The organism is Yoonia sp. SWMV100 (assembly GCF_056108365.1).
In genome coordinates, this window is the sequence record NZ_JBWBAQ010000004.1 from 305430 (window position 1) to 328567 (window position 23138).

Sequence of the window (23138 nt, forward strand, 5' to 3'; positions counted from 1 at the left end):
GACCCGCGAACAGCGATTGGAGCCTGAATATGGCATTTGATTATGACCTCTTTGTCATTGGTGGTGGCTCTGGTGGCGTGCGCGCTGGCCGTGTCGCCGCATCCCAAGGCGCCAAAGTTGCGCTTGCCGAAGAATTCCGGATGGGTGGCACCTGTGTGATCAGGGGATGCGTTCCCAAAAAGCTGATGGTCTTTGCATCCGGTTATTCGGAAATGTTCGAGGACGCGCGTGCATACGGTTGGGATCTGGACGATGGTGATTTCAACTGGCCGCGTTTTCGCGGCAAACTTGACGCCGAACTCGACCGGCTTGAAGGGATCTACCGCAAACTGCTGAATGGTTCCGGGGTCGAAATTTTTGACGCCCGCGCGACTGTGAAGGATGCGCATACGGTGACCCTGTCCACAGGGCAGGATGTGACTGCCAAACATATTCTGGTCGCGACCGGCGGACGTCCGGTTCTGCCTGATATGGCAGGTGCGGAACTTGGGATCACGTCAAACGATATTTTCAATCTCGATGCGCTGCCCAAATCCATCCTGATCGTCGGCGGCGGCTATATCGCGTCCGAATTTGCGGGCATTTTAAATGGCTTGGGCGTCGAAGTGACGCAATTCTATCGGGGCGCCCAAATTCTGCGTGGGTTCGATGACGAAGCCCGCGGTCTGGTTGCCGAAGGGATGCGCGCCAAAGGTGTTGATTTGCATCTGGGCACCAATGTTATTGAGATGCGCGCCGCCACCAAAGACGACCTTGCCGGTATTGAAACCGGGACATTGATGGATCAGGGCAAACCTGCACAGCTACCCGGTACCGCTGCTGGCCACGGGATTTGGGTCAAGGCCACGAACGGCACCGAAAAAGTCTATGATCAGGTCATGTTTGCAACAGGACGCGCGCCCAATACCGACGGGCTCGGGCTTGCCGAAATCGGGGTGACGCTGGGCCGCAAAGGCGAGGTGATCGTCGACGAATTCAGCCAAACCAAAGTACCGTCGATCTACGCGATTGGCGATGTGACCGACCGTGTGCAGCTGACCCCGGTCGCCATCCGCGAGGCGATGGCTTTTGTCGAAACCGTGTTTAAGGGTAACCCAACCCCGGTCGATCATGAATTGATCCCTTCGGCGGTCTTTACCCAGCCGGAACTGGGCACCGTCGGCCTGACCGAAGAACAAGCAGCGGCCAATGGCCCCATCGAAGTATATTGTTCGTCGTTCAAGCCCATGAACCACGCCTTTGCCGGGCGTGAGGACAGGGTGCTGATGAAACTGATCGTCTGTGCCGACACCCGCAAGGTGCTGGGCTGTCATATTGTCGCGGATCATGCCGGTGAAATGATCCAGATGGTCGGGATCGCCGTAAAAATGGGGGCGACGAAAGAGGATTTTGATCGTACAGTGGCCGTCCATCCAACGATGGCAGAAGAACTGGTGACAATGAAATCGCCGGTGCGCACCGCTTGAATTTTTTGGCCCAAAGCCACACATGGCCTAGGGATGACGTAAGAATAAAGGAAGCTGAGACAGAATATGGCAGGAAATTCGGGTGGCCCTTGGGGTGGCGGCAATAATAACGGCGGCGACGACGATCGTGATCGCAACGGCGGACGTAATCAGGGCGAAGACCGCCCCGGCATCCCCGAAATTGACGCACTGGTAAATAAAGGCCGCGAACAACTGCGCGTTCTGATGGGTGGCGGCGGCGACAACGGCGCCCGGCGTACCCCACCCTCCGGAGGCGGTGGGCCAGAAATCACGCGTGGCATGGTTGGTCTGGGTTTGTTTGGCGCTGCGCTCCTTTGGGTTTTTGCGTCTGTGTATACCGTGAAGCCCGAAGAACGGGCGGTCGAGCTTATGTTTGGTAAGCTTCTTGAAACCAATGGCGAAGGTCTGAACTTTGCGCCATGGCCACTGGTGACCTACGAAATCCAAGCGGTGACAACCGAACGCAGCATCGACATCGGCACCAGCCGTTCGGGGCTGGATGCAGGTCTCATGCTGACGGGTGACGAAAACATCGTTGATATCGACTTTCAAGTTGTCTGGAACATCTCCGACCTTGAACTTTACCTTTTCAACCTTGCTGATCCGCCACAAACGATTGCCGCTGTTGCCGAATCGGCGATGCGCGAAATCATCGCGCAAAGCCAGCTTGCCCCGATTTTGAACCGTGATCGCGGGTCGATTGCGGAACGTCTGACTGATGAAATCCAATTGACGCTGGATTCGTATAATTCGGGTGTGAACATCGTGCGCGTCAACTTTAACAAGGCCGATCCGCCCGAGCCGGTCATCGCATCCTTCCGCAAGGTGCAGGACGCTGAACAAGAACGCGACCGGGTCCAGAACGTGGCGGATGCATATGCGAACCGCGTCGTGGCCGAGGCCCGTGGTGAAGCCGCACAAATTCTGGAACAGGCCGAAGGGTATCGTGCCCGCGTGGTCAACGAAGCCGAAGGTGAAGCCAGCCGTTTCTCTGCTGTGTTGACTGAATATCAGCGCGCGCCAGAAGTCACGCGCAAGCGCCTGTATCTGGAAACGATGGAGCGTGTTCTAGGCGGGACCGATATTATCTTGCTTGATGAGGGCGCCGGCGGCGGGCAGGGCGTCGTTCCATACCTGCCGCTGAATGAACTGCGTCGCAACCAAACCGGAGGCTCGAACTAATGAAGAAGTCAGCATTTATCCTGCCTGCGGTCGCGGTCTTGGCGATTGGTGTGTTGTCGTCGTTGTTCATCGTGGACGAGCGGCAAAAGGTGCTTGTTCTGCAATTTGGCCAGATTGTTTCGGTCAAAACAGAGCCGGGCCTTTATATGAAGATACCGCTTGTCCAAGACGTTGTGCGCTACGATGACCGCATTCTCAGCCGTGATCTGGAACCGCTTGAGGTCACACCATCTGACGACCGTCGCCTTGTTGTCGATGCGTTTGCGCGCTACCGGATTTCGGATGTCGAACAGTTCCGCCGTGCGGTTGGTGATGGCGCGGAAGCGCGCGCAGCCGAACGCCTTGACGGTATTTTGCGCGACAAAACGCGTAACGTGCTGGGGACGGTCGCCAGCAATGATATCTTGTCTACGGACCGGACCGCTTTGATGTTGCGTATCCGCAATGACGCGATCCCAGAGGCGCGCGGTCTTGGGCTAGAGCTGATTGACGTGCGTCTGAAGCGCACGGATTTGCCACCCGAGAACCTGAACGCCACCTACGAGCGGATGAAAGCCGAACGCGAACGCGAAGCGGCTGACGAAATTGCGCGCGGTAACGAAGCGGCATTGCGCATTCAGGCGCTTGCCGACCGGACGGTGATCGAACTTGTCTCTGACGCGGCGCGTCAAAGCCAGATCGCCCAAGGTGAAGCGGACGCGCGCCGTAACGAAATCTTTGCGGACGCCTTTGGTGCTGACCCGGAATTTTTCGAATTCTACCGCTCAATGACCGCGTATGAACGGGCCTTGCAAGCGGGCAACGCAACCATGGTGCTGTCGCCAGACAACGAGTTCTTTAATTATCTCAAGTCTGACAGCGGGGCTGCGTCCAGCGAATAAGGCATCAGATTTTCTGCGATCTTAAAAAGGGCCGGCTTTGCTGGCCCTTTTCTTACATTTAGGGGGTGTTATTCTCACAGTGAGGTGAAATAGTTTGTATTGAATGTTTTCTGACACACATACAACATTATGCATTACCGGGCGCCGGATTGACGCGCCTTCACACTCAAGAGGAGATTCGCCCGTGACATCTCAGGCAATCGCAATTCAACAAGATTTGGGACAGGCGCGCCGCTGGTTTACCGCGGGTTTCGCAGCTGTCGCGCTCGCCTCGGCCGTTGTTTTTGCGCAGGTCGCGCCGACATACGCCCAAGACAGGCCAGCCACATTTGCCGATCTGGCGGAACAGATCAGCCCGTCGGTTGTGAACATTACCACCAGCACCGTGATTGCCGGGCGGACCGGCCCGCAGGGGCTTGTGCCGGACGGATCCCCATTCGAAGATTTCTTTAACGATCTGGACCGCGGTCCGGGTGGCGGCCAACAGCGGTCTTCCGCGCTGGGCTCGGGTTTCGTGATTTCTGCCGATGGCTACATCGTCACCAATAACCACGTGATCGAAGGCGCGGACGAAATCCTGATCGAATTTTTCCCGGGTGGCGGCGAAGGTGTGCCTGCCGAATTGATCGGGACCGATCCAAACACGGACATTGCCGTGCTTAAGGTTGATATGAACAATCTGCCCTACGTCGAATTCGGCGACAGCAACGGCGATGGCGCCCGCGTAGGTGATTGGGTCATGGCAATGGGCAACCCGCTTGGTCAGGGCTTCTCGGTCTCTGCCGGGATTGTCTCTGCGCGCAACCGGTCGCTGCAAGGCACGTATGACGACTATATTCAGACAGATGCCGCGATCAACCGCGGCAACTCTGGCGGGCCGTTGTTTAACATGGACGGTCAGGTCGTTGGCGTGAACACTGCGATCTTGTCACCAAACGGCGGGTCGATCGGGATCGGTTTTGCGATGTCGTCAGCCGTTGTGCAAAACGTCGTCGACCAGCTGAAAGAATTCGGCGAAACCCGCCGTGGTTGGCTGGGCGTCCGCATCCAGGACGTGACACCCGACATGGTTGATGCAATCGAAGGTCTTGACCTTGCCCGCGGTGCTTTGGTCACTGACGTTCCAACTGGTCCTGCCGAAGATTCCGGCATGATGGCAGGCGATGTGATCGTCAACTTTGACGGTATCGCGATTGAAGATACCCGTGAACTGGTTCGCATTGTTGGTAACTCTCCGGTCGGCAAAGAAGTCCCGGTCGAGGTGCTGCGCAACGGCGACATGGAACAGCTCGTCGTGATCTTGGGGCGCCGTGAAACATCCGAAGCCGTGGCATTCCCTGCCTCAAGCGAGCCAGAGGAAATCGCGCCCGCTGCATCTGAAATTCTGGGCCTGACTTTGTCAGAAATTACCCCAGATCTGACGGATCAATTCGGGATTACCGTTGAACAAGGGCTTGTGATCACGGCGATCAACCCGTCATCGGAAGCCGCTTCAAAAGGGTTGCTTGAAGGCGACGTTATCACGGAAGCCGGACAACAGGCTGTCGCAACCGTGGCTGACCTAGAAGGGCGCATCCAGGAAGCAAAAGATGGCGGGCGCAAGTCCCTGTTGATGCTGGTGCGCCGTGGCGGTGACCCACGGTTTGTGGCCCTGCCAATCGACGAATAAAACCATTATTACCCACGAATAAAGGCGGGTGGCGATATGCGGCCCGCATTTATGTTTGGTTCTGTGGAATTCCATCTGCGATATCGTAATAGTCAGCTTTTTCGCTTACAAAAATATGCGCCGACATCCTTGTGCCTGTCGGCCCGTCAAAAGCGCCCATCGCGATGGCCGTCCAGTCGCGCAATACCGGATCCCAAAACAGGGTGGACCCGCAGTGCCCGCAAAACCCACGGCGCACTTTCTGCGATGACGCGTACCACTCTAGACTGCCCTCTCCCGACACAGTGAGCGCCGCGCGTGGCACATCAACTGATGCGCCATAATGGCCGCCATGCTTGCGGCAGGCCGCACAATGGCATGCGTTTGGATCTGGCAGATCACCCGATACCGTAAACGTCACCGCGCCACAAAGACAGCTTCCTTTATGTGTCATGCGATACCTTTCCTTGCGTTGATGGCAATGCCACACCGTGAGGCCTGCGGTCTCAGCTAATCAACCCGCAGTAGTTTCGGACATTTGCTGTTTCCGCTAGGTGATGTCCTCTATGCCTAAAAATAGACCAAATTGATACTTAATGACGGGACAAAGGCATTAAAACGCTTTGTATGGACAATTGGGTTATCAAGGAAGACACTTATGAGATCACTTCTCGTTGCCGTGGTCATGGCTTTAACGGCGCTCACGTTTTTTCTAGCGGCAAGGTTCACATCGTCCAACGCCGAAATTTTGGTCGCAGAGCAGGCCGCGCAGAATTCGCAACTGGTGCAGACACAAGCCGCCTTGGCGACAGAGTTTGCACGCCTGCAACAGGCTGGCACTGCGCTTGAGGCGCAAATCACGACAGTGACATCCGAACGCGATGCGTTGGCCGCAGATCTGGCCGCTGCGCAAGCAAACGCCGCCGAGACGAGCGCCGCGCTGGCTGCTTACGCCGAACAGGTTGCTGAGGTGTCACCGCAAACTGTCGAACTCGAAGCGCAATTCGCTGAATCGCAAGCGACCATTGCCGCGCTGAACGCAACCATCGCCGAAAAAGATGCTGAAATGGACCTGATCGTGGCGCAAATGGCTGCGTTGCAGGACGGTGCCGTCACGGCTGCCGCGCGTATTGCAGAACTGGAAACTGGCACAATTGATGCGGCCGCACTTCCCGTGAGCACGGACGAGCAAGTCCTTCTTTTGCAAAAGACGCTCGAGGAACGCGATGCCGTCATCGCCGACTTGGAAACAACGATTACCGACCTGACACCCGCTGCGGACGCGACCGATGAGGCCGCGGCGCTTGTTGCAAAGGTCGACGAACTGACCGCCACAGTCGCAGAGCGTGAAGCGGCCATTGCGTCACTTGAAACGCAATTGGCTGAAACGGGTGATGCCCCGAGCGAAGATACAATTGCCGAAATTGCGGCCTTGACCGCAGCGGTTGCAGAACGAGATGCGGCCATCGCCACCCTTGAGGCGGCACAGGCCGAAGCTGCCGCGACCGGTGACGCCGGGCAGCAAGACGAAGCCAACGCGGAAATCGAAACCCTGACCGCGACTTTGGCCGAACGCGAGGCCGCTATTGCCGCGCTGGAAGCACAGGTCGCTGAGGCCGCAGCGGCGAATACCGACGAAGACATCACAGCACTGGTCGCAGAGCGCGAAGCGCAAATTGCGGCGCTGGACACGCAAGTGAGCAACCTGTCAGAACAGGTCAACACCCAAAGCTCGACAATTGAAATGCTGCGTCTTGGTCTGGGTGATGAACCGATGGAGGCCGATGAGCTGGCAAAGGTCTGTATGGACTGGGCCCGTGCGTTTTTGGAAACTTCACAGATCACCTTTTCGACCGGAACCACTACGATCAGCGACAGTTCTGTACCTACGCTTGAACGACTGCGCGATCTGGCAATCGGTTGCAAAAACGAAGGTCTGATGATCGAAATTGGCGGTCACACCGACAGCCAAGGTGGCGAGGCGGATAACCAACGCCTGAGCGAAACACGTGCAAAAGCCGTGTTGGACTATATGGTCCGCCTTGGAGTCGATGCGGACACGATGCAAGCGGTCGGATATGGCGAAGCAGACCCAATTGCGACCAACGACACTAACGAAGGACGCGCCGCCAACCGTCGCATCACCTTTGAATGGAAGCTGATGACGCCAGCTGAAGAACCGATTGTTGAAACCCCAGACGCCGCCGCGACGGACGCAACCGATGGCGTGTCCGAAGCAGCCGAAGAAACCGCGCCTGACGCAGCGGTATCAGAACCAACAGACGAAACCGTGCCTGCCACCGCCGAAGACGCCGTGACAGACCCCGTAGACCAGTAGGGAAATAATGATGTCTCCATTTGTAATTCAAATCTTTGCCTTCATGGGCATCACGTTTTTGCTGGGTATCGTGCTGGGCTGGTTGGTCTGGCGCTATGATGGCGTTTCACAAAAAGCGTTGGGTGCGGCCAGCAGCGAAGTCGATTTCTGGCGCAGCAATCTTGAAGAAAGCCGCGTCAAACTCGGCTATGAGCAAAATAAAACGCTCGCGCTTACCGAAGAAAAGGCGGCATTGAAAAAACGCATCGCGTCGCTTGAAGATATGGTGCGTGCCGCTCGCTCGTAATACGCGCTATACCGTGACATGAAAACCGCCCGGCTGTGTATCAGCCGGGCGGTTTTTTGTTCTACAGGATTAACAATTTCTTCCGTGATTGCGCCGAAATACGGCAAACAATCAGCAGCGCGGACTAGGCCGTCTGCGCTGCTGATCCGAACCCGCGTTTGTTCCAGACCAGCAGTGCAACGACCACTGCTGATGCCAGAAAATGCACCCAGATCGGGGCAGGCCACACACATGCTGCCCCCGCAATACCCACAATGACCCGTACCGGAATGCCGATCGGGCGCTCCATACAGCCTTGGATCGCGCTTGCCAGCGCATAAATTCCCACCACGCCAAAAGCGAAAATCTTGATCATGACAGGCCAGTCACCCGACAAGAACGGCGTATAGGCGATCATCAGCGGGACGATATAGAGACCCTTGGCGAGCTTCCAACTTGCAAAGCCGGTCGCCATCGCAGGGGCCTTGGCAATTGCAGCTGCCGTAAAGGCCGCCAATGCCACAGGTGGGGTCACGTTACTGTCCTGGGACAGCCAAAAGATGATCATATGCGCTGACAACAACGCAGCCACGGCCACATCTTGCGGCACTACCAGATCACGCAGCGGGGCGGCCACCTCGAGCGGGAGCGTCTTGATAATGGCGGCTGCGTCAGCATAGGCCAGCGGCCCCATCAACACCGATGGGTCAGGAATGCCAAACATCAAAATCGCATTGCCCGCGTCGCCCAATGTCCCCGCAACCAATGCGTCGATCACAAACCGGTCCGCGATCATGCCCGCCAATGCCGGGGCCGACAGCGTTGCCAGCACGATATAGGCCGCCGTCACCGGCAACCCCATGCCCAACACAAGGCTTGCCAAGGCCACCAGCACGATCGCAATGACCAGATTGCCACCTGCCCAGCCCGAGATCATCAAACTAAAGGTGTTGCCGATCCCGGCGGTGGAAATCACGTTGACCACAAGACCGACGGCACACAGCAGCACAGCGGTCATCACCATGCCTTTGGTGCCCATTACCATCGCGTCCAGCACGGCACGCGGGCCCATCGGGTTCTGGGTCAGCCAGCTTGATGCGATCACAGCCAGAATACCGAACACAGCTGCGTAGGCGGGGGTAAAGCCGGATACCAGCATTCCGATCAGCGCGCCGATCGGAATGACAAAGCTCGCGCCGCCCTTGGCAAAGGCCGACCGGAATGTCTCTCCGTCGCTTTCCATCGGCTTGAGGCCCAAACGCTGGGCTTCGATCCGGACAAAAAACGCCACTGACAGAAAGTACAGCAGCGCAGGCAGGGCAGCGACCGCGACGATTGTCTCGTAAGGGATTTGGGTAAAGCTGGCCATGACAAAGGCGCCAGCCCCCATGATCGGCGGCATCAACTGACCGCCGGTTGATGCGGCAGCCTCCACCCCGCCCGCAAATTTTGCGGGGAAACCGGCCTTTTTCATCAAGGGGATGGTGATGACCCCGGTCGAGGCCGTGTTCGCCACGGCGGACCCCGAAATCGTGCCGGTCAGGCCAGACGCGATCACGGCAACAATCCCCGGTCCACCCACCATGCGCCCGGCAACTGCGCGGGCAAGGTTGATCACAAAATCCCCCGCACCCGATCGCAGCAAAAAGGCCCCGAAAATGATGAACAAAAACACATAGGTGGATGAAATCCGCGCAATCGTCCCGAACATTGCGTCATCGCCAAACACAGAGCGGAACGCGATCGATTCCCACGAGAGACCCGGAAACGAAAACACGCCGCCGACATATTTGCCCCAAAACCCGATATAGGTCAGGGCAAGGATGATCAGCAGTGGAATGATGTAACCTGTCAAACGCCGGGTCAATTCGATGGCGCCGATCACGCACAGACCGGCCGCGACCCAATCGAGCGTCACAAATTTTACGCCGCGGTCATAAATGCCCTTTTCCGCGTAGGGCAGGTAGATGGCCGCAGCTGCAATCAACAGGCCAAAACCCAGATCAAAAATCAGCCCGGCCTTGCCGCGTGTCGCGGCGGCAGGGTGCAGAACCGCCGCCAGAAACGCAAACCCAGCAAAGTGGTAGGCGTTGCGCTGCAGTTCGGAAATGATGGGATCAAAGGCGACGTAAACGTGCCCAACCGCAATCAGAAAACATAAAATAGACAGGGCAGTGTTTGGTGCGCCGGTAAAGCTGCGCAGCGCCAGACCTTCTGCGGGGCGTTCATCGGACATCAGAAAATTCCTTGAAAAAAGGCGGCCCGCAAAAGCTGCGGGCCACGATCCGTTTAGTCAGCAATCAGGCGTGCCGGGATGTCGACGCCGATTTCCTGATAATACCGCACCGCACCGGCGTGCAGCGGCACAGGCAGACCCGCAATTGCTGTTTCAATTGCCATCACTTTGGTCGCCGGGTGGATTGCCTGCAAAAACGCGAGGTTTTCATAGATCGCCTTGGTGATCTGATAGACGTTCTCTTCTGGCAGATCCGCGTTTGTCGCCAAAAAGTTTGGCTGCGCGATCGTGTTCACATCCGCTGTCTGACCGGGATATGTGCCTGCCGGGATCAGGTAGGGTGTCCACAATTCACGGCCCGCATCAGCCGCAGCCAGTTCTTCGGCGGTGAATGACAGCATCGTCACACCGTCGCCTGCTGCAGCCATCAACTGGCTGATCGCACCTGTTGGCACACCTGCGGGGGCACCCAGACCTTTGACCTGACCGTTTTGCAGGGCTTCGGCTGCTGGGCCGTACCCGCCATAAACCAGTTCATAATCGGTCTCGGCGTCGATACCCAAACCCGCCAGAAGCGCCGCATTCGACCCCAACGTGCCAGAGCTTTGCGCGCCAAGCGCCATTGCTTCGCCCTTTAGCGCGACCATATCGGCCATTGTGCCGGTGGTGGCCACGTCAGACGACACCACAAACTGCTCGACGTTCTGCCACAGCATGGTGACAGAGCGCAGGTTATCCTGCGGGCCGGATTCCGACAAAGGACCAGTCCCCGTTGCCGCATAATATCCGTAAAGACCTTGAAGGATGGCGAACTGTGCTTCGCCTTCGCGCAGCAGACGAATGTTTTCACCCGACCCGGCAGAGCTGATCGCGGACATACCGATTTTTTCGGATGGCTCGAGCTTGACCTTGACCAAAGTCGACAGCGCCACGCCGACCGGATAGTAGGTGCCGCCTGTTGACGCGGTTGCCAAGATATAGCTGGCTTCTTCGGCCTGCGCCGCGGGTGCGGCCAAAGCAAAACCTGCCGCGATTGCAGCTTTAAAGAATGTCATCGGGTTTCCTCCCAGTTGGATTATCACAGACGCCATGGCGTACTGCGGCAAAGAAACCTTTTCAGGGGCTTTGGAACAACCCTGATAGCGAATTCAGCGTAACATAATGATTTTAAATGTATCTTTTTGGTCATACATCATTCGGCATCGTGCTATGTGCGGAAATCCACACAATTTCACGCCATATACCGACTCGGCCCACGACAATTTGCATCGTTTCACGGCGTTTTGGCCTAGCCCAGCGTTGGCGGCTTGTTTAGGAATGCGTGAAACAAAATTGTCAAACGCGAAGGATCACAGCAGATGGCCAAGATTACCTATGTCGAACACAGTGGCAAAGAACATGTCGTCGAGGTTGCCAACGGGCTGACCGTCATGGAGGGCGCACGCGACAACGGTATTCCAGGAATCGAAGCCGATTGCGGCGGTGCCTGTGCCTGCTCTACCTGCCACGTCTACATTGATGACGCATGGGTCGAAAAACTGCCTGCCAAAGACGGCATGGAAGAGGACATGCTTGATTTTGCGTATCAACCCGATCCGGTGAAATCGCGCCTGACTTGCCAGATCAAGGTGACAGACGCGCTTGACGGGTTGCGCGTACAGATGCCTGAAAAGCAAATCTGATGCGGCTTTGCGCTGTTGTCTTGGCCTTATGGCCAGCCATGGCTGCGGCGCAGACCATCGACAGCGCGGAATTTGTCGATCCGACCACGCGGTATGACCACGGTATCCTTGGGGATGCGGTTGAATGGGGCGGGCTTGAGATCGTCACGAAAGGCGGCGCTGCTGATACAGGCCTGACTTTGAGGGGGCTTACCACTCAGACGTGGCTGATTGATCTACCCGAAGAACAGGTTTTCGAAGATTTTCATCCGCGCTTGTGGGACGTCACGGGGGACGGCTTTCCTGAAGTCGTCGTGATCGAAACACATCGGGGCTTTGGGGCGCGGCTGTTAATCTTTGGGGTGAATGATCGCGGCAAGCTCGAAGAGATTGCCAGCACCCCGTATATCGGCCAGACCCACCGCTGGCTCGCCCCGATTGGGGCGGCTGACCTTGACGGTGACGGTGCGATTGAAATTGCCTATATCGACCGTCCACATCTGGCCAAGACGCTACGCATTTGGCGTTATCAGGATGGGGCATTGATACACGTGGTGGACGTGCCGGATCTGACCAACCACCGCATTGGCGAAGACAATATCGCGGGTGGCATCCGTGATTGTGGGCAAGGGCCGGAAATGATCACCGCAAATGCGGATTGGACACGGATCATGGCGACCACCTTTGCCGATGGCCGCGCGCAATCGCGCGACATTGGCGCGCACATCGGCCGTGCGTCGTTTGCCGCTGCGCTGAATTGTTCAGGTCAGTAGCACCAGCAACAGCGCAATTTCAGTGATTTGCTGGGTTGCACCCAGAATGTCGCCCGTTTGCCCGCCGATTTTCACCTGCGCGATCATGCCGCACAGGGTCGTCGTGATCACCGCAACGACGATCAACCCCAAATGCCCGCACACAAATGCGACGGCTACCGCGATGGCGACGGTGATCCATGCGGTCATCGGGGCAGGGCGGCCGACACTCTGGCTGAGGCCCGTGTCACGTGCATGCACCATTGTCGCCATTAGCACGACCATGCCCGCACGGCTAAGAACAGCAACCGAGATCAGCGCGGCAACGTACCCCCCCAGAACAATCAGCCCGCTGATGGCCATCCACCGGATCAACAGTGACAGCGCCAATGCGATCACGCCGTAAGCCCCGATATGGCTGTCTTTCATAATCGCAAGGCGCCGGGTACGGTCCCAGCCCCCCCACAACCCATCTGCGGTATCGGCCAAACCGTCTTCGTGCATTGCACCCGTGACAATGACGCCGACGGCCAGGGCCAATGCGGCAACGATCCCGATGGGCAGACCCACCCACATCAAAACAGCGATGGATGCCGCCACTATAGCGCCAACGACGCCCCCCGCAATCGGATAGGCCCACGCGGCAGCGGCCCCACGTGCAATCGCCCTGTCTTGTGACACAGGGATCGGCAGCCGCGTCAAAAGACCGATCGCTGCTGCAATATCATGCGCATCAATCCGGTTTGTGTCGCGATTGGTCATCGATTTGCCCCTAGCGGTCTTTTCATTGCTGCCCTGATCGTTAGACAGGACCAAAGATTGATGCAACGAGGTTCCGATGCAAGCGCCCTTTACGACCCTAACCGAATTTCGCGACCTATTGGCCAATGCGCCACTGACCGACGCTGTCGCTCTCGAAGCTGCGACAGACCGCAATGGGCAATTGACAAAACCACCCGGTGCGCTGGGGCGGTTGGAGGATTTGGCGATTTGGTACGCAGGATGGCGGGGGACAGCAAAGCCCCAGATCACCGCGCCGCAGGTGGTGATCTTTGCGGGTAACCACGGTGTTTGCGCGCAAGGTGTTTCGGCATTCCCATCTGAAGTGACGGCGCAGATGGTCGCCAACTTCGAACATGGCGGCGCAGCAATCAATCAGCTTTCCAAGGCCTTCGGCGCCAAAATGGACGTGCATGCCTTGTCGCTCGATACACCGACATGCGATTTTACCCAAGGTCCGGCAATGACCACAGCCGACGTGGTCGCCGCCCTGCAAACCGGCTGGGCGGCTGTTGACCCCGCAAGCGACCTGTTGGTCACTGGCGAAATGGGGATCGGAAATACAACATCGGCTGCGGCGATTGCGTCCGCATTGTTCGGCGGTGATCCTGCGGATTGGACCGGGCGGGGCACCGGTGTCGACGACGCTGGGCTTGCGCGAAAATTGGACGTGGTGACGCGCGGATTGGCACTGCATACCTCGGATGATCCGCTGGAAATCCTGCGCTGCCTTGGCGGGCGCGAAATCGCCGCGATGGCGGGCGCGATTGCAGCAGCCCGCCACCACCGTATCCCGGTAATTTTGGACGGGTTCATCTGTTGCGCTGCCGCCGCGACCTTGGCGCAGACCGTCACCGGCGCACTGGACCACGCCGTGGCCGGCCATCAAAGCGCCGAAGGCGCGCATGGTCGCCTGTTGAACACATTGGGCAAAGACCCGTTGTTGAATCTGGGCTTGCGTCTGGGCGAAGGGTCAGGCGCCGCGCTGGCGATTGCTGTTTTGCAAGGCGCAGTTGCCTGCCATTCCGGGATGGTGACGTTTGCAGAAGCAGGGGTCAGCGGCGGCTAACCCTTTTTGGCCTCTTCTGCCTGTTGACGGGTTGCCAGCGCGGTTTCCAGATCATTGTTCAATTCGCGCGACCTTGCGACATATGCGGGGATGTCGGAAACCGCCACGCCCGGCTGCCACAGCTCTGCAAGTTCGCGCATGGCCTTCCGGTCATGATGATAGAACATCTCTTCGGCTTCTGCGGCTTCGAATTCGGTCAGACCAAGGTTTTCCAACGCATAGCGCCCTGCGCGCAGCGAACTATCGAACATTTCACGGACGATGTCGTTGGCACCCGCCGCATATAGTTCGTAGACATGCACCCGGTCACGGGCACGCGCGATAATATGCAAATCCGGCCTGACCTTGCGGGCATAGGCCACCAGTTTGCTGGCGGCAGATTTGTCATCGATCGCGACAACCAGCACTTTGGCGTCGTCCAAGCCTGCCGCGCTTAGCAGGTCCGGGCGCGTGGGGTCGCCAAAAAAACCGCGAAACCCGAATTTTCGCATCATTTGAACCGTTTGCAGGTTGCTGTCGATCACAACAGTCGTAAAGCCTGCGCTTTCCACCAGCCGGTTGACGATTTGCCCAAACCGCCCGATCCCCGCGATAATCACGGTGCCTTGTTCGTCGACTTCGTCGGCCTCGGGGGCTTCGGGATCGGCGATCCGGCGACTAAGGACATCGTAAACGATGAACAGCAACGGCGTGATCAGCATCGACAGCGCGATCACCAGCAACAGTTGCGACGCTAAAACACTTGTCAGTACGCCCTGCTGCAATGAAAACGAGATAAGGACAAAACCAAATTCACCTGCTTGCGCGAGGCCAAGTGTGAACAGCCACTGATTTTTGCCTTTCAGATTGAACAACCGTCCCAGACCATACAGGATTACACCCTTGATCGTCATCACACCCAATGTCAGGCTCAGGATGTAGATCGGTTGGGCAAACAGCAGTTCAAAATTGATCCCGGCACCAACCGTGATAAAGAAAAGCCCCAACAAAAGGCCCTTGAACGGCTCAAGGTCGCTTTCCAGCTCGTGGCGGAACTCGGAGTTGGCCAGAACAACGCCCGCCATAAAAGTCCCAAGCGCAGGCGACAGGCCGACCAGCTCCATCAAAACGGCAATCGACACGATCAGCAGCAGCGCAAAGGCGGTGTACATTTCGCGCAGCCGGGCATGGTTTATATAGCGAAACAATGGGCCAATCAAAAATATACCGGCCAGAATGATAGCCGCCACCGCGCCAAGCGTGACCAAGGTCACACCCCACCCGGGTAATCCTTCGACCAGACTGATCCCTGCATGTGCCTCGTCATGCAGATCTTCGGTCAGCACCATCGACCCGTCGGGGGCCAGTGACATCATTGCAGGGACAGCCAGCAGCGGCAAAAGAGCCAGCATCGGGATCACGGCAATATCTTGGGTCAAAAGAACGGAAAATGTTGACCGTCCCCCACTGGTTTGCATCAACTTCTTTTCGGCCAGCGTCTGCAGCACGATCGCCGTCGATGACAAAGCAAAGATCAGACCAATCGCCAGCGACGTGGCCCAATCATAGCCAAGACCCATTGCCCCGCCCATAATCACCAAGGTTGTCAGGCCAACCTGCAACCCACCCAAGCCAACCAGCCGTTTGCGCATATCCCACAGCGCGCGCGGCTCTAGCTCAAGCCCGATAAGAAACAGCATCACAACAACGCCGAATTCGGCAAAATGCTGGATGTCTTGCGATTCCGTGCCAACCAGCCCGGTTAACGGGCCAATAACCATGCCAGCCAGCAAGTAGCCCAGCACAGACCCCAAACCCAAACGCGCAGCAAGAGGCACCGCGATAACCGCGGCACCAAGGTAAATTGTGGCCTGAAGAAGAAAAGATTCCATGCGTCAAGATATGGCGGTCAGCGCGTGAATACGCAACGTGCTGCCACACCATTTTGGGGTATGCACGCAGAATTGTGCGATCTCTTGCTGATGTGCGACCGTATTCATCGCATGCGGGAAAAGTCGGTGTTGTCAAAACGGCGCGCGACGAGATGCGCAACCGTAGCGCACACTGCTTAACCGCCCAACGCCTGCAAAGAGATCGTGCGACCGCGTTTGACATAATTCAACACGCCATCACCAATGGCAGTCACTTGTCCACCGTCCAGCGCACTGCCGACCTCGACATGTTCATACCGTCCGTTACTGAGCCGGACGAGCGCACGGGGCGCGCTGGGGCGGCCATAAATCCCGATCAGGTTTATTTCGCGCAGGTTGATGGCATTGTCTTCGGTCGCGGCACGCGCCACGCCACCGGGGACGGGTGCATAGTTTTGCGGGGCGACGGGGGCCGCGGCAACGGGCGCTGGTGCGGCGGCGGGGGCCGACGCGGTCTGCGTGGGTTGCGCTGCTTGTCGGGCGCGGGCGGCTGCCACAACCCGGTCAAAGTTGCGCGGGCGCATGGTCGGACGCCGTGATGTGCTCACGGCTTGGGCTGTCATGTCAATGAACGGTTGGCGCGCGTCTTCTTCCATCACGCTTGCGATAATCGCGGTGATATCCGGTGTGGCAGCATCAGAAGGTGCGGGCAAAGGTGCAACTGCCGCCAGATCTTGTGGGCGGGGCTGCGGGCGGACGACATTGTTTGGCGCGGTCGCGATCAGTGCTTCGGCGGCATTATCTTGTGTGCTTAATCCGCCAAGGCCAACTGCGCCTGCCGTGGGTGCCGGATCTTCGGGGGTTGCAACCAGATCATCCGGCCGGGCCGGAGGCACGACATCAGGCGCCCCTGCAATCACAACCACCCCACCGCTGGTCGGTGCAACAGGTGGTGCAAACCGCGCAAGATCTTCTTCGGACAATTCCGGGCGCACGCGGACACGCAAATCGGGCAGACCCGCATAAACTACGGCCCCTTCGGGTGTGATCGTGCCCTCGGTGCTTGGAATGATCTGGCCGTTATCATCCAACGCAAAAACAGCATCGGCAGACGGCGGGTTCACTGGCGCAACAAAGCTGAGGTCAGGCGACATGTCGGGAATTGCCGGGGCTTGCGCAACGCGCTGGGTCGCTGGAGGCAGGTCTGCGGGCGGCGTGAAATCCGGCCCTTGGGCAATCCGGGGCGTGTCGATCATACGCGGCGCGCGTTGCCACACGCCCGTCGCATCATAGGCGGCCTGGGCGTCGGCCGGGCTTAACACCTGACCGATGACGGGCGCAGGCGTGTCGGCATTGGTTTGCGCGACCGGATCCGCTTGCGGCGGTGGTGGCGTGGCGGTTGCGATATCTGGCAACCCGTCTTGCAGGCTGACGATGATGGCTTCGGGGGTATTGGGCACCGTGAAGATATTGACCGGCTCCGGCGCGGTGATGCTGGCCGTCGGGATGACAGGTGGGGCAAGCGTCGCCAGATCCGCGCCTGTCACCGTCACGGCGGCGTCAGGCGTTGCGACAATTTGCAATTCAACTGGCGCGATCGTTTCCGAAGCCGCGGCGCGGCTGTCCACGGATGCTATCGGCGCGGCGCTGTACTGGGACCATGCAAATACGGCCGCTGCGGCAACGCTTGCTGCCAACGCAGCGAAAATAACGGTGGTTCGTCGCGATGCGGAATCCGTTACCGGTGTCTTGAACGGTGTGGCCGCCCCAAGCGTCGGGATGTTCCGGCTGGCCGCAGGGGCGCTTGCCGACAAAATCAACCGTCCCGCTTTTGCTGTCTTGGCATGGTACTCTGGGATCATCCTGTGCAGCCCGGAGATATCCGCCAAAACCGGATTTTCCGGTAGAATGGGTCGGGTGACGGTCACTGCTTCGGGGGTAAGGATCACCTGTGGTGCCACTGGCGCGACCGGTGCGTGAAACTCTGGCAAGATGCGGTCAATTTGGACCGCCCGTGGGGCAGGGGCGGCAACGGCTTCTGGTGCGGGCAAAACGTCTGGGTGTGGTATCACCTCGGGCGCAACGGGCACCGCAATGGCAATATCCGCGACGGGCGGAGGCGACACAAACGGTGCCAGCGCATCAGCCAGATTAAATTCGCCCGGCGATTCCGGTTCGTCATCAACAAGGTCGGACATAATCAGCAAACGCGATTTGATCCGCGTGCCAACTTTCAACACTGGCAGGTCGTCACGGGAAATGACATCGGATCCGACGATTTGCGCCGCGCATGTGGTCGCCCCAAAAAACACTTCTTTTTGGAAGGTGAACGGTTCGGGAACCGCCACAAATGCGACCGGGTTAAACTGATGCGCGCTGGCAAAGCTTTCTGCCTCTTCCAGCGTATCGCGGGCAACGGCAGCAACGTGGGTGCGCCCGCCAGAGCGTTCATAGTCAACCGCCAATTCGTTCAGATCATAAGGCGTCGCACCGTCAAGTGCGGCGTGAATGTCATCAAGGTTGGTCTGCGTGCTGTCGATCGCCAGATATTTGATCTGGTCCATCGGGATCACCAGCTTTGTGCGCAGGTTGCCGGGCTCAAGCGCCAACGCCTTTTCGCGCAGGGCTGCTAATGCCGCATCAAGGTTTTTATCCTCGACATCAGCCGTGCCAACAACTTGCCAGCCGCGCGGAACACGGTGCAGCAGTTCAATACCTTCAAAGAAAAGCGATAGCGCAAAATTGGTGGTCATAAGCCGCATCTAGCATATTGAAGTGATCGGCAAAACGCGTTTTGCCCCCGCGCGCAAAGCCTATAGCAGAAACCCGCCCACGCCAAGGGCGCGGACAGGATTGTGATAGGTTAAGTTGTGGCCGCCGTCAGTGCCTGATCAAGGTCGGCAATCAGGTCTTTGACATCCTCGATCCCGATCGACAGCCGGACAATCGACGGGCCTGCACCTGCGGCGGCTTGCTGTTCTGGGGTCAACTGGCGGTGGGTGGTGCTGGCGGAATGAATGACCAGACTGCGGGTGTCACCAAGGTTGGCAACGTGGCTAAAGATTTTTAGGCTATCCACCAACTTTACACAGGCATCATACCCGCCCTTCACCGCGATCGTGAACAGCGCGCCTGCACCCTTGGGGCAGATTTTTGGCACCAGATGCGCGTAGGGCGAACTGTTCAAACCCGCATAGGTGACATAATCAATCCGCGGGTCATTTTCTAACCAGTCAGCGACCTTCTGGGCGTTCGCGACATGGCGATCCATCCGCAGCGACAGCGTTTCGATCCCCATCAGCGTATAATGGGCGGCTTGCGGGTTCATGGTCATGCCCAAATCGCGCAGACCAATGGCAATGCTGTGGAACGTAAAAGCCATCGGACCCAGCGCCGACCCGAACGTCAAACCATGGTAAGCCGGTTCTGGCTGGCTGAGCGATGGGAATTTGTCGTTGGCCATCCAGTCAAACTTGCCAGAATCCACCACACAGCCACCGGTAACAGTGCCGTTGCCGGTCAGGTATTTTGTGGTGGAATGCACCACCAACGTTGCGCCATGGGCAATGGGGTTGCACAAATACGGGGTCGCCGTCGTGTTATCCACGATCAGCGGAATCCCCGCCGCATCGGTGATCGCCGCAATCGCGTCCAGATCGCTGATATGACCGCCGGGGTTGGCGATGGTTTCACAAAACACCGCGCGGGTGTCGTCATCAATCGCAGCCTTGACGGCGGCATGATCATCGAAATCCACAAACTTTGCCGACCAGCCAAAGCGTTTGATGGTCTGGCTGAACTGGGTGATCGTGCCACCATACAACCGGCTTGATGCGACAATATTGCGCCCCGGTGCCATCAGCGGAAACAGCGCCATAATCTGGGCGGCATGACCGGAGGAACAACACACAGCGCCGGCACCACCCTCAAGCGCGGCAATGCGGTCTTGCAACGCCGACACGGTCGGGTTGGTCAGTCGCGAATAGATGTACCCCACCTCTTCAAGGTTAAACAGCTTTGCCGCGTGATCGGCGTCGCGAAACACATAGGCCGTGGTTTGGTAAATCGGCACCTGCCGGGCGCCCGTCGCCGGATCGGGGGCGGCGCCTGCGTGAATCTGCAACGTATCAAAACCTAGTGGTGAAGCCTCTGACATTCTCTCTCTCCCTTTGAAAACCGTTGGACTAGGTGTAGGCGTAACCCAAATCGCGCTCAATGCCCTCACACAAGGACTACCCGATGCTGGTGCCGTTTCACTTTGCCTTTCACGTAACTGATCTGGATGCCGCGCGGGACTTTTACGTCGACGCGCTGGGCGCGACAGAGGGGCGGTCGACCGACACATGGGTCGACTTTGATTTCTTCGGGCACCAACTTAGCCTGCATCTGGGCGAACCCTTTGCCAACGCGCCCACCGGCAAAGTTGGCGATCACATGGTGCCAATGCCGCATTTCGGTGTCGTGCTGCCGTTGGACACATGGACTGCGCTGGCCGGACGGCTGGAAGACCGGCAAACCGATTTCATCCTCGCCCCTTCGGTGCGGTTCAAAGGCGAGCCGGGCGAACAATGGACCATGTTCTTCCGCGACCCGTCTGGAAACCCGATCGAGGTAAAGGGGTTCGCCGAAACAAGTGGGGTCTTCGCAAAAGGTTGAGGGTGCAAGGTCAACCATGATCTAAAAGCGCCCGATGCTTCGAGCGGTGGTTAAGACAGCAAGCTATCAATGAGGTTTGTGTCGTGGCCTCAGAACGTGCGGTGGTGGTTGTGGCGATTTGCATGCTATCAGAACTGTGACAAAAAAACGTTTGACCTTCCCCTAACGGGAACCTGTATCTGACCAACAAAAAGGGCGAAAAATGTTATGAAACCGGTCGTTGCGCTTGTCGCTATCTTGATTGCCAGCGGTGTGGGTTACACCGTTTGGCCGCGCCAAACGGACGTCGCTGCGCCTGTTTTAGCACCTGGTATTGATGATCTGGCGCTTGTCGACGTAAGTCTTCCCCAAGTTCTATCAGAAAATGCACAGGTCGGCAAAAACGGATTTGAAGCCAAATGTGCGGCGTGCCACGGCAGGAACGCGGCAGGTCAGGACGGGGTCGCCCCGCCTTTGGTTCACGTGATCTATGAACCAAGCCACCACGGCGACGACAGTTTTCAACGCGCCGCCGCGCAAGGTGTGCGTGGGCATCACTGGCCCTTTGGTGATATGCCGCCGGTCGAGGGCGTGACGACAGCGGATATTACAATGATCGTGGCCTACATCCGCGAACTGCAACAAGCCAACGGAATCAATTGATCAACTGCGGCCTCTCATGAAACAGGAAATGACCATGAAACCGATGATACTTGCGGGCCTGATCGGCCTTTGGGCGGGTGCAGCTGCTGCGCATTCCCCCCTAGAGGCGACGACACCTGCGGCAGACGCAGTCATCGCACAGGTGCCAGAGGTCTTAGCCTTTGATTTCAAAAATGATATTCGGCTGACGCGGGTGACGATGACCCATGCCGATGCAGATGGCGTCGATCTGGATTTGAGCGGACACGACGGGTTCATGACGGACTATGCCATTCCACTGTCCGAACAGGACGACGGTATTTACCTGATTGAATGGCGTGGGTTGGGCGTTGACGGTCATCCGATGACCGGATCCTTCAGCTTTACTGTTCAATAGCGATGCCTGATGTCTGGGGCGTTGCGGCCATCGCCACGAAATTTGCGCTATATCTTGGGATATTTACTGCCGCGGGCACAGTGTTCGCGGCGTTGATGTTCCGGTTTCAACGCTACCGTGGGTTCGCGCTGGCGTTTGGCGGGCTCGGGATTTTGGCAACGCTGCTGGTGTTTTCTTTGCGAGGCGCAAGCCTGACTGGCGACGCGAGCGGGATGGCCGACGCCGAGATGCTCGGCTTGCTTTGGTCGACACCTGTTGGCACGGCATTGGCCCTACGGTTGACCGGGCTCGGCCTGCTAATGACAGGGTTATTCATGGGGCGCGGCGGGCTTTGGGTCGCCGCCATTGGCGGTTGCATCGCGCTCTGGTCGTTTGACCATGTTGGACACGTGCCCGATAAGAGCATGGCATTGTTAAACATCGCGCTGACGCTTCACCTGCTTGCCGTCGCGCTTTGGCTTGGTGTCCTGATGCCGCTTAGGCGGTTGGCCTTGGACCCGGCGACATATGAAGACGCCGCGCACCTTGGGCACAGATTTGGTGTCGTGGCATCGTTTGCGGTGCCTGTTTTGATCGTTGCGGGCGGTTACATGGCGTATGTCCTCGTGGGGTCGTTCGGGGCGTTGGTTGAAACGCAATACGGTCAGGCGCTGATCCTGAAAGTTGCGCTGGTCGCTGTGCTGCTGGGGTTGGCAGCCGCAAACAAGCTGAGGTTCATACCGGGCCTTCAGCGGGGCGATCCCTGTGCGGCGCGTTCGCTTGTCAGAACAATCACCGTTGAATGGGGGGTTATTATGCTCATTTTCGCGGTAACAGCCACGTTCACGTCCACCATGATGCTGCCGACATAGGCGGCAGCATTCAGCAGATGCGTGGACCAACATTTATTTGACTTGCAGTTTTAGGTGTTACCGGTAAAGGATTTGGAATGAATTTTCATATTCTATCATGGCTCACGAAAGCCCAGAGGTTTTCGCTGTTGATCTTGCTTTGCGGGGTCTTGATGCTGCAGGCAATGCAAATGGTATCACAGTCCCACATGTCCATGACTGATGCGATTACGCCATCCGAACATATGATGCATGACGGCCTTGGCGATCATGCTGATATGGCACACAACACCGCTGACCCTGAGGATCATACCGGTGTTTGTAACATGATGGCCTGTCAGGCGCTTTCGCCTTTGAATGCACTGCTGCCACTGTCTGCTTTGACCCTTCTTGCAGTTGATAAGGTCACCATGGACGTCGCGATGGTCGACGGCCCGTTCGTGTCGCAACTCGGCAAACCTCCGAAACAAATCTGATCACGCTAT

Annotated in this window: 21 protein-coding genes; 14 read left to right on the forward strand and 7 right to left on the reverse strand. The window is 57.8% G+C overall.

Annotation, left to right across the window (positions count from 1 at the left end):
* Positions 1 to 29 precede the first annotated feature (29 nt).
* The 4 genes from ACXJGX_RS10650 (at position 30) to ACXJGX_RS10665 (ending at position 5219) form a co-directional block, all read left to right on the forward strand.
* On the forward strand, positions 30 to 1466 hold the full coding sequence (locus tag ACXJGX_RS10650) for an FAD-dependent oxidoreductase (RefSeq protein WP_474781412.1): 1437 nt from the start codon (positions 30 to 32) through the stop codon (positions 1464 to 1466).
* Positions 1467 to 1532: 66 nt separating this feature from the next.
* Entirely contained in the window at positions 1533 to 2669 is a 1137-nt protein-coding gene (gene hflK / locus ACXJGX_RS10655) for an FtsH protease activity modulator HflK (RefSeq protein WP_474781414.1), read from the forward strand.
* Entirely contained in the window at positions 2669 to 3550 is an 882-nt protein-coding gene (gene hflC / locus ACXJGX_RS10660; RefSeq protein WP_474781416.1) for a protease modulator HflC, read from the forward strand. The genes hflK and hflC overlap by 1 nt, the downstream gene beginning before the upstream one ends.
* Before the next feature lie 184 nt (positions 3551 to 3734).
* The gene (locus tag ACXJGX_RS10665) at positions 3735 to 5219 is read left to right on the forward strand and encodes a Do family serine endopeptidase (RefSeq protein ID WP_474781418.1); all 1485 of its coding nucleotides are present in this window, start codon (positions 3735 to 3737) and stop codon (positions 5217 to 5219) included.
* Positions 5220 to 5268: 49 nt separating this feature from the next.
* On the opposite strand, the gene ACXJGX_RS10670 is transcribed toward ACXJGX_RS10665, so the two are convergent.
* Positions 5269 to 5652 (reverse strand): GFA family protein, encoded by a 384-nt coding sequence (locus tag ACXJGX_RS10670; RefSeq protein ID WP_474781420.1) that lies wholly within the window; start codon positions 5650 to 5652, stop codon positions 5269 to 5271.
* 204 nt (positions 5653 to 5856) lie between these two features.
* Here ACXJGX_RS10670 and ACXJGX_RS10675 point away from each other — a divergent pair, with 204 nt between their 5' ends.
* Both ACXJGX_RS10675 and ACXJGX_RS10680 read left to right on the forward strand, forming a co-directional pair.
* Positions 5857 to 7536 carry an OmpA family protein gene (locus ACXJGX_RS10675; protein WP_474781422.1) on the forward strand — a complete coding sequence of 560 codons (1680 nt, stop codon included), beginning with the start codon at positions 5857 to 5859 and terminating at the stop codon, positions 7534 to 7536.
* 7 nt (positions 7537 to 7543) lie between these two features.
* The gene (locus ACXJGX_RS10680) at positions 7544 to 7822 is read left to right on the forward strand and encodes a hypothetical protein (protein ID WP_474781424.1); all 279 of its coding nucleotides are present in this window, start codon (positions 7544 to 7546) and stop codon (positions 7820 to 7822) included.
* A gap of 124 nt (positions 7823 to 7946) precedes the next feature.
* Here the strand turns inward: ACXJGX_RS10680 and ACXJGX_RS10685 are convergent, their stop codons facing one another.
* On the reverse strand, positions 7947 to 10037 hold the full coding sequence (locus tag ACXJGX_RS10685; protein WP_474781426.1) for a TRAP transporter permease: 2091 nt from the start codon (positions 10035 to 10037) through the stop codon (positions 7947 to 7949).
* A 53-nt stretch (positions 10038 to 10090) separates the two neighbouring features.
* On the reverse strand, positions 10091 to 11092 hold the full coding sequence (locus ACXJGX_RS10690) for a TAXI family TRAP transporter solute-binding subunit (RefSeq protein WP_474781428.1): 1002 nt from the start codon (positions 11090 to 11092) through the stop codon (positions 10091 to 10093).
* Between the two features lie 303 nt (positions 11093 to 11395).
* Here ACXJGX_RS10690 and ACXJGX_RS10695 point away from each other — a divergent pair, with 303 nt between their 5' ends.
* On the forward strand, positions 11396 to 11719 hold the full coding sequence (locus ACXJGX_RS10695) for a 2Fe-2S iron-sulfur cluster-binding protein (RefSeq protein WP_474781430.1): 324 nt from the start codon (positions 11396 to 11398) through the stop codon (positions 11717 to 11719).
* Positions 11719 to 12471 carry an FG-GAP repeat domain-containing protein gene (locus tag ACXJGX_RS10700; RefSeq protein WP_474781432.1) on the forward strand — a complete coding sequence of 251 codons (753 nt, stop codon included), beginning with the start codon at positions 11719 to 11721 and terminating at the stop codon, positions 12469 to 12471. Before ACXJGX_RS10695 ends, ACXJGX_RS10700 begins: the two co-directional genes overlap by 1 nt.
* Here the strand turns inward: ACXJGX_RS10700 and cobS are convergent.
* Positions 12460 to 13212 carry an adenosylcobinamide-GDP ribazoletransferase gene (cobS, locus tag ACXJGX_RS10705; protein WP_474781434.1) on the reverse strand — a complete coding sequence of 251 codons (753 nt, stop codon included), beginning with the start codon at positions 13210 to 13212 and terminating at the stop codon, positions 12460 to 12462. The genes ACXJGX_RS10700 and cobS overlap by 12 nt on opposite strands.
* Positions 13213 to 13288: 76 nt before the next feature.
* Between cobS and cobT the strand changes: the two genes are divergently transcribed.
* The gene (gene cobT / locus ACXJGX_RS10710) at positions 13289 to 14299 is read left to right on the forward strand and encodes a nicotinate-nucleotide--dimethylbenzimidazole phosphoribosyltransferase (protein ID WP_474781436.1); all 1011 of its coding nucleotides are present in this window, start codon (positions 13289 to 13291) and stop codon (positions 14297 to 14299) included.
* Here cobT and ACXJGX_RS10715 read toward each other — a convergent pair.
* The 3 genes from ACXJGX_RS10715 to ACXJGX_RS10725 form a co-directional block, all read right to left on the reverse strand.
* Positions 14296 to 16170 carry a cation:proton antiporter domain-containing protein gene (locus ACXJGX_RS10715; RefSeq protein ID WP_474781438.1) on the reverse strand — a complete coding sequence of 625 codons (1875 nt, stop codon included), beginning with the start codon at positions 16168 to 16170 and terminating at the stop codon, positions 14296 to 14298. The genes cobT and ACXJGX_RS10715 overlap by 4 nt on opposite strands.
* Before the next feature lie 176 nt (positions 16171 to 16346).
* A complete protein-coding gene (locus ACXJGX_RS10720) occupies positions 16347 to 18902 on the reverse strand; it encodes a hypothetical protein (protein WP_474781440.1) in 2556 nt (851 codons plus the stop codon).
* A gap of 110 nt (positions 18903 to 19012) precedes the next feature.
* A complete protein-coding gene (locus tag ACXJGX_RS10725) occupies positions 19013 to 20305 on the reverse strand; it encodes an O-acetylhomoserine aminocarboxypropyltransferase/cysteine synthase family protein (protein WP_474781442.1) in 1293 nt (430 codons plus the stop codon).
* An 83-nt stretch (positions 20306 to 20388) separates the two neighbouring features.
* Here ACXJGX_RS10725 and ACXJGX_RS10730 point away from each other — a divergent pair, with 83 nt between their 5' ends.
* From ACXJGX_RS10730 to ACXJGX_RS10750, 5 genes are all read left to right on the forward strand, one after another.
* Positions 20389 to 20805 (forward strand): VOC family protein, encoded by a 417-nt coding sequence (locus ACXJGX_RS10730; RefSeq protein WP_474781443.1) that lies wholly within the window; start codon positions 20389 to 20391, stop codon positions 20803 to 20805.
* Positions 20806 to 21012: 207 nt separating this feature from the next.
* The gene (locus tag ACXJGX_RS10735; RefSeq protein WP_474781445.1) at positions 21013 to 21447 is read left to right on the forward strand and encodes a c-type cytochrome; all 435 of its coding nucleotides are present in this window, start codon (positions 21013 to 21015) and stop codon (positions 21445 to 21447) included.
* 34 nt (positions 21448 to 21481) lie between these two features.
* A complete protein-coding gene (locus tag ACXJGX_RS10740) occupies positions 21482 to 21823 on the forward strand; it encodes a copper resistance CopC family protein (RefSeq protein WP_474781447.1) in 342 nt (113 codons plus the stop codon).
* 2 nt (positions 21824 to 21825) lie between these two features.
* Positions 21826 to 22674 (forward strand): copper resistance D family protein, encoded by an 849-nt coding sequence (locus ACXJGX_RS10745; protein WP_474781449.1) that lies wholly within the window; start codon positions 21826 to 21828, stop codon positions 22672 to 22674.
* A 188-nt stretch (positions 22675 to 22862) separates the two neighbouring features.
* The gene (locus tag ACXJGX_RS10750) at positions 22863 to 23129 is read left to right on the forward strand and encodes a hypothetical protein (protein ID WP_474781451.1); all 267 of its coding nucleotides are present in this window, start codon (positions 22863 to 22865) and stop codon (positions 23127 to 23129) included.
* Positions 23130 to 23138: the final 9 nt, after the last annotated feature.

What these genes read in the sequence shown, in the direction of transcription:
- ACXJGX_RS10650 (WP_474781412.1), top strand. Translation starts at nt 30, where the DNA reads ATGGCATTTGATTATGACCTCTTTGTCATTGGTGGTGGCTCTGGTGGC.
- hflK (WP_474781414.1), top strand. Translation starts at nt 1,533, where the DNA reads ATGGCAGGAAATTCGGGTGGCCCTTGGGGTGGCGGCAATAATAACGGC.
- hflC (WP_474781416.1), top strand. Translation starts at nt 2,669, where the DNA reads ATGAAGAAGTCAGCATTTATCCTGCCTGCGGTCGCGGTCTTGGCGATT.
- ACXJGX_RS10670 (WP_474781420.1), bottom strand. Translation starts at nt 5,652, where the DNA reads ATGACACATAAAGGAAGCTGTCTTTGTGGCGCGGTGACGTTTACGGTA.
- ACXJGX_RS10675 (WP_474781422.1), top strand. Translation starts at nt 5,857, where the DNA reads ATGAGATCACTTCTCGTTGCCGTGGTCATGGCTTTAACGGCGCTCACG.
- ACXJGX_RS10680 (WP_474781424.1), top strand. Translation starts at nt 7,544, where the DNA reads ATGATGTCTCCATTTGTAATTCAAATCTTTGCCTTCATGGGCATCACG.
- ACXJGX_RS10685 (WP_474781426.1), bottom strand. Translation starts at nt 10,037, where the DNA reads ATGTCCGATGAACGCCCCGCAGAAGGTCTGGCGCTGCGCAGCTTTACC.
- ACXJGX_RS10690 (WP_474781428.1), bottom strand. Translation starts at nt 11,092, where the DNA reads ATGACATTCTTTAAAGCTGCAATCGCGGCAGGTTTTGCTTTGGCCGCA.
- ACXJGX_RS10695 (WP_474781430.1), top strand. Translation starts at nt 11,396, where the DNA reads ATGGCCAAGATTACCTATGTCGAACACAGTGGCAAAGAACATGTCGTC.
- ACXJGX_RS10700 (WP_474781432.1), top strand. Translation starts at nt 11,719, where the DNA reads ATGCGGCTTTGCGCTGTTGTCTTGGCCTTATGGCCAGCCATGGCTGCG.
- cobS (WP_474781434.1), bottom strand. Translation starts at nt 13,212, where the DNA reads ATGACCAATCGCGACACAAACCGGATTGATGCGCATGATATTGCAGCA.
- cobT (WP_474781436.1), top strand. Translation starts at nt 13,289, where the DNA reads ATGCAAGCGCCCTTTACGACCCTAACCGAATTTCGCGACCTATTGGCC.
- ACXJGX_RS10715 (WP_474781438.1), bottom strand. Translation starts at nt 16,170, where the DNA reads ATGGAATCTTTTCTTCTTCAGGCCACAATTTACCTTGGTGCCGCGGTT.
- ACXJGX_RS10720 (WP_474781440.1), bottom strand. Translation starts at nt 18,902, where the DNA reads ATGACCACCAATTTTGCGCTATCGCTTTTCTTTGAAGGTATTGAACTG.
- ACXJGX_RS10725 (WP_474781442.1), bottom strand. Translation starts at nt 20,305, where the DNA reads ATGTCAGAGGCTTCACCACTAGGTTTTGATACGTTGCAGATTCACGCA.
- ACXJGX_RS10730 (WP_474781443.1), top strand. Translation starts at nt 20,389, where the DNA reads ATGCTGGTGCCGTTTCACTTTGCCTTTCACGTAACTGATCTGGATGCC.
- ACXJGX_RS10735 (WP_474781445.1), top strand. Translation starts at nt 21,013, where the DNA reads ATGAAACCGGTCGTTGCGCTTGTCGCTATCTTGATTGCCAGCGGTGTG.
- ACXJGX_RS10740 (WP_474781447.1), top strand. Translation starts at nt 21,482, where the DNA reads ATGAAACCGATGATACTTGCGGGCCTGATCGGCCTTTGGGCGGGTGCA.
- ACXJGX_RS10745 (WP_474781449.1), top strand. Translation starts at nt 21,826, where the DNA reads ATGCCTGATGTCTGGGGCGTTGCGGCCATCGCCACGAAATTTGCGCTA.
- ACXJGX_RS10750 (WP_474781451.1), top strand. Translation starts at nt 22,863, where the DNA reads ATGTCCATGACTGATGCGATTACGCCATCCGAACATATGATGCATGAC.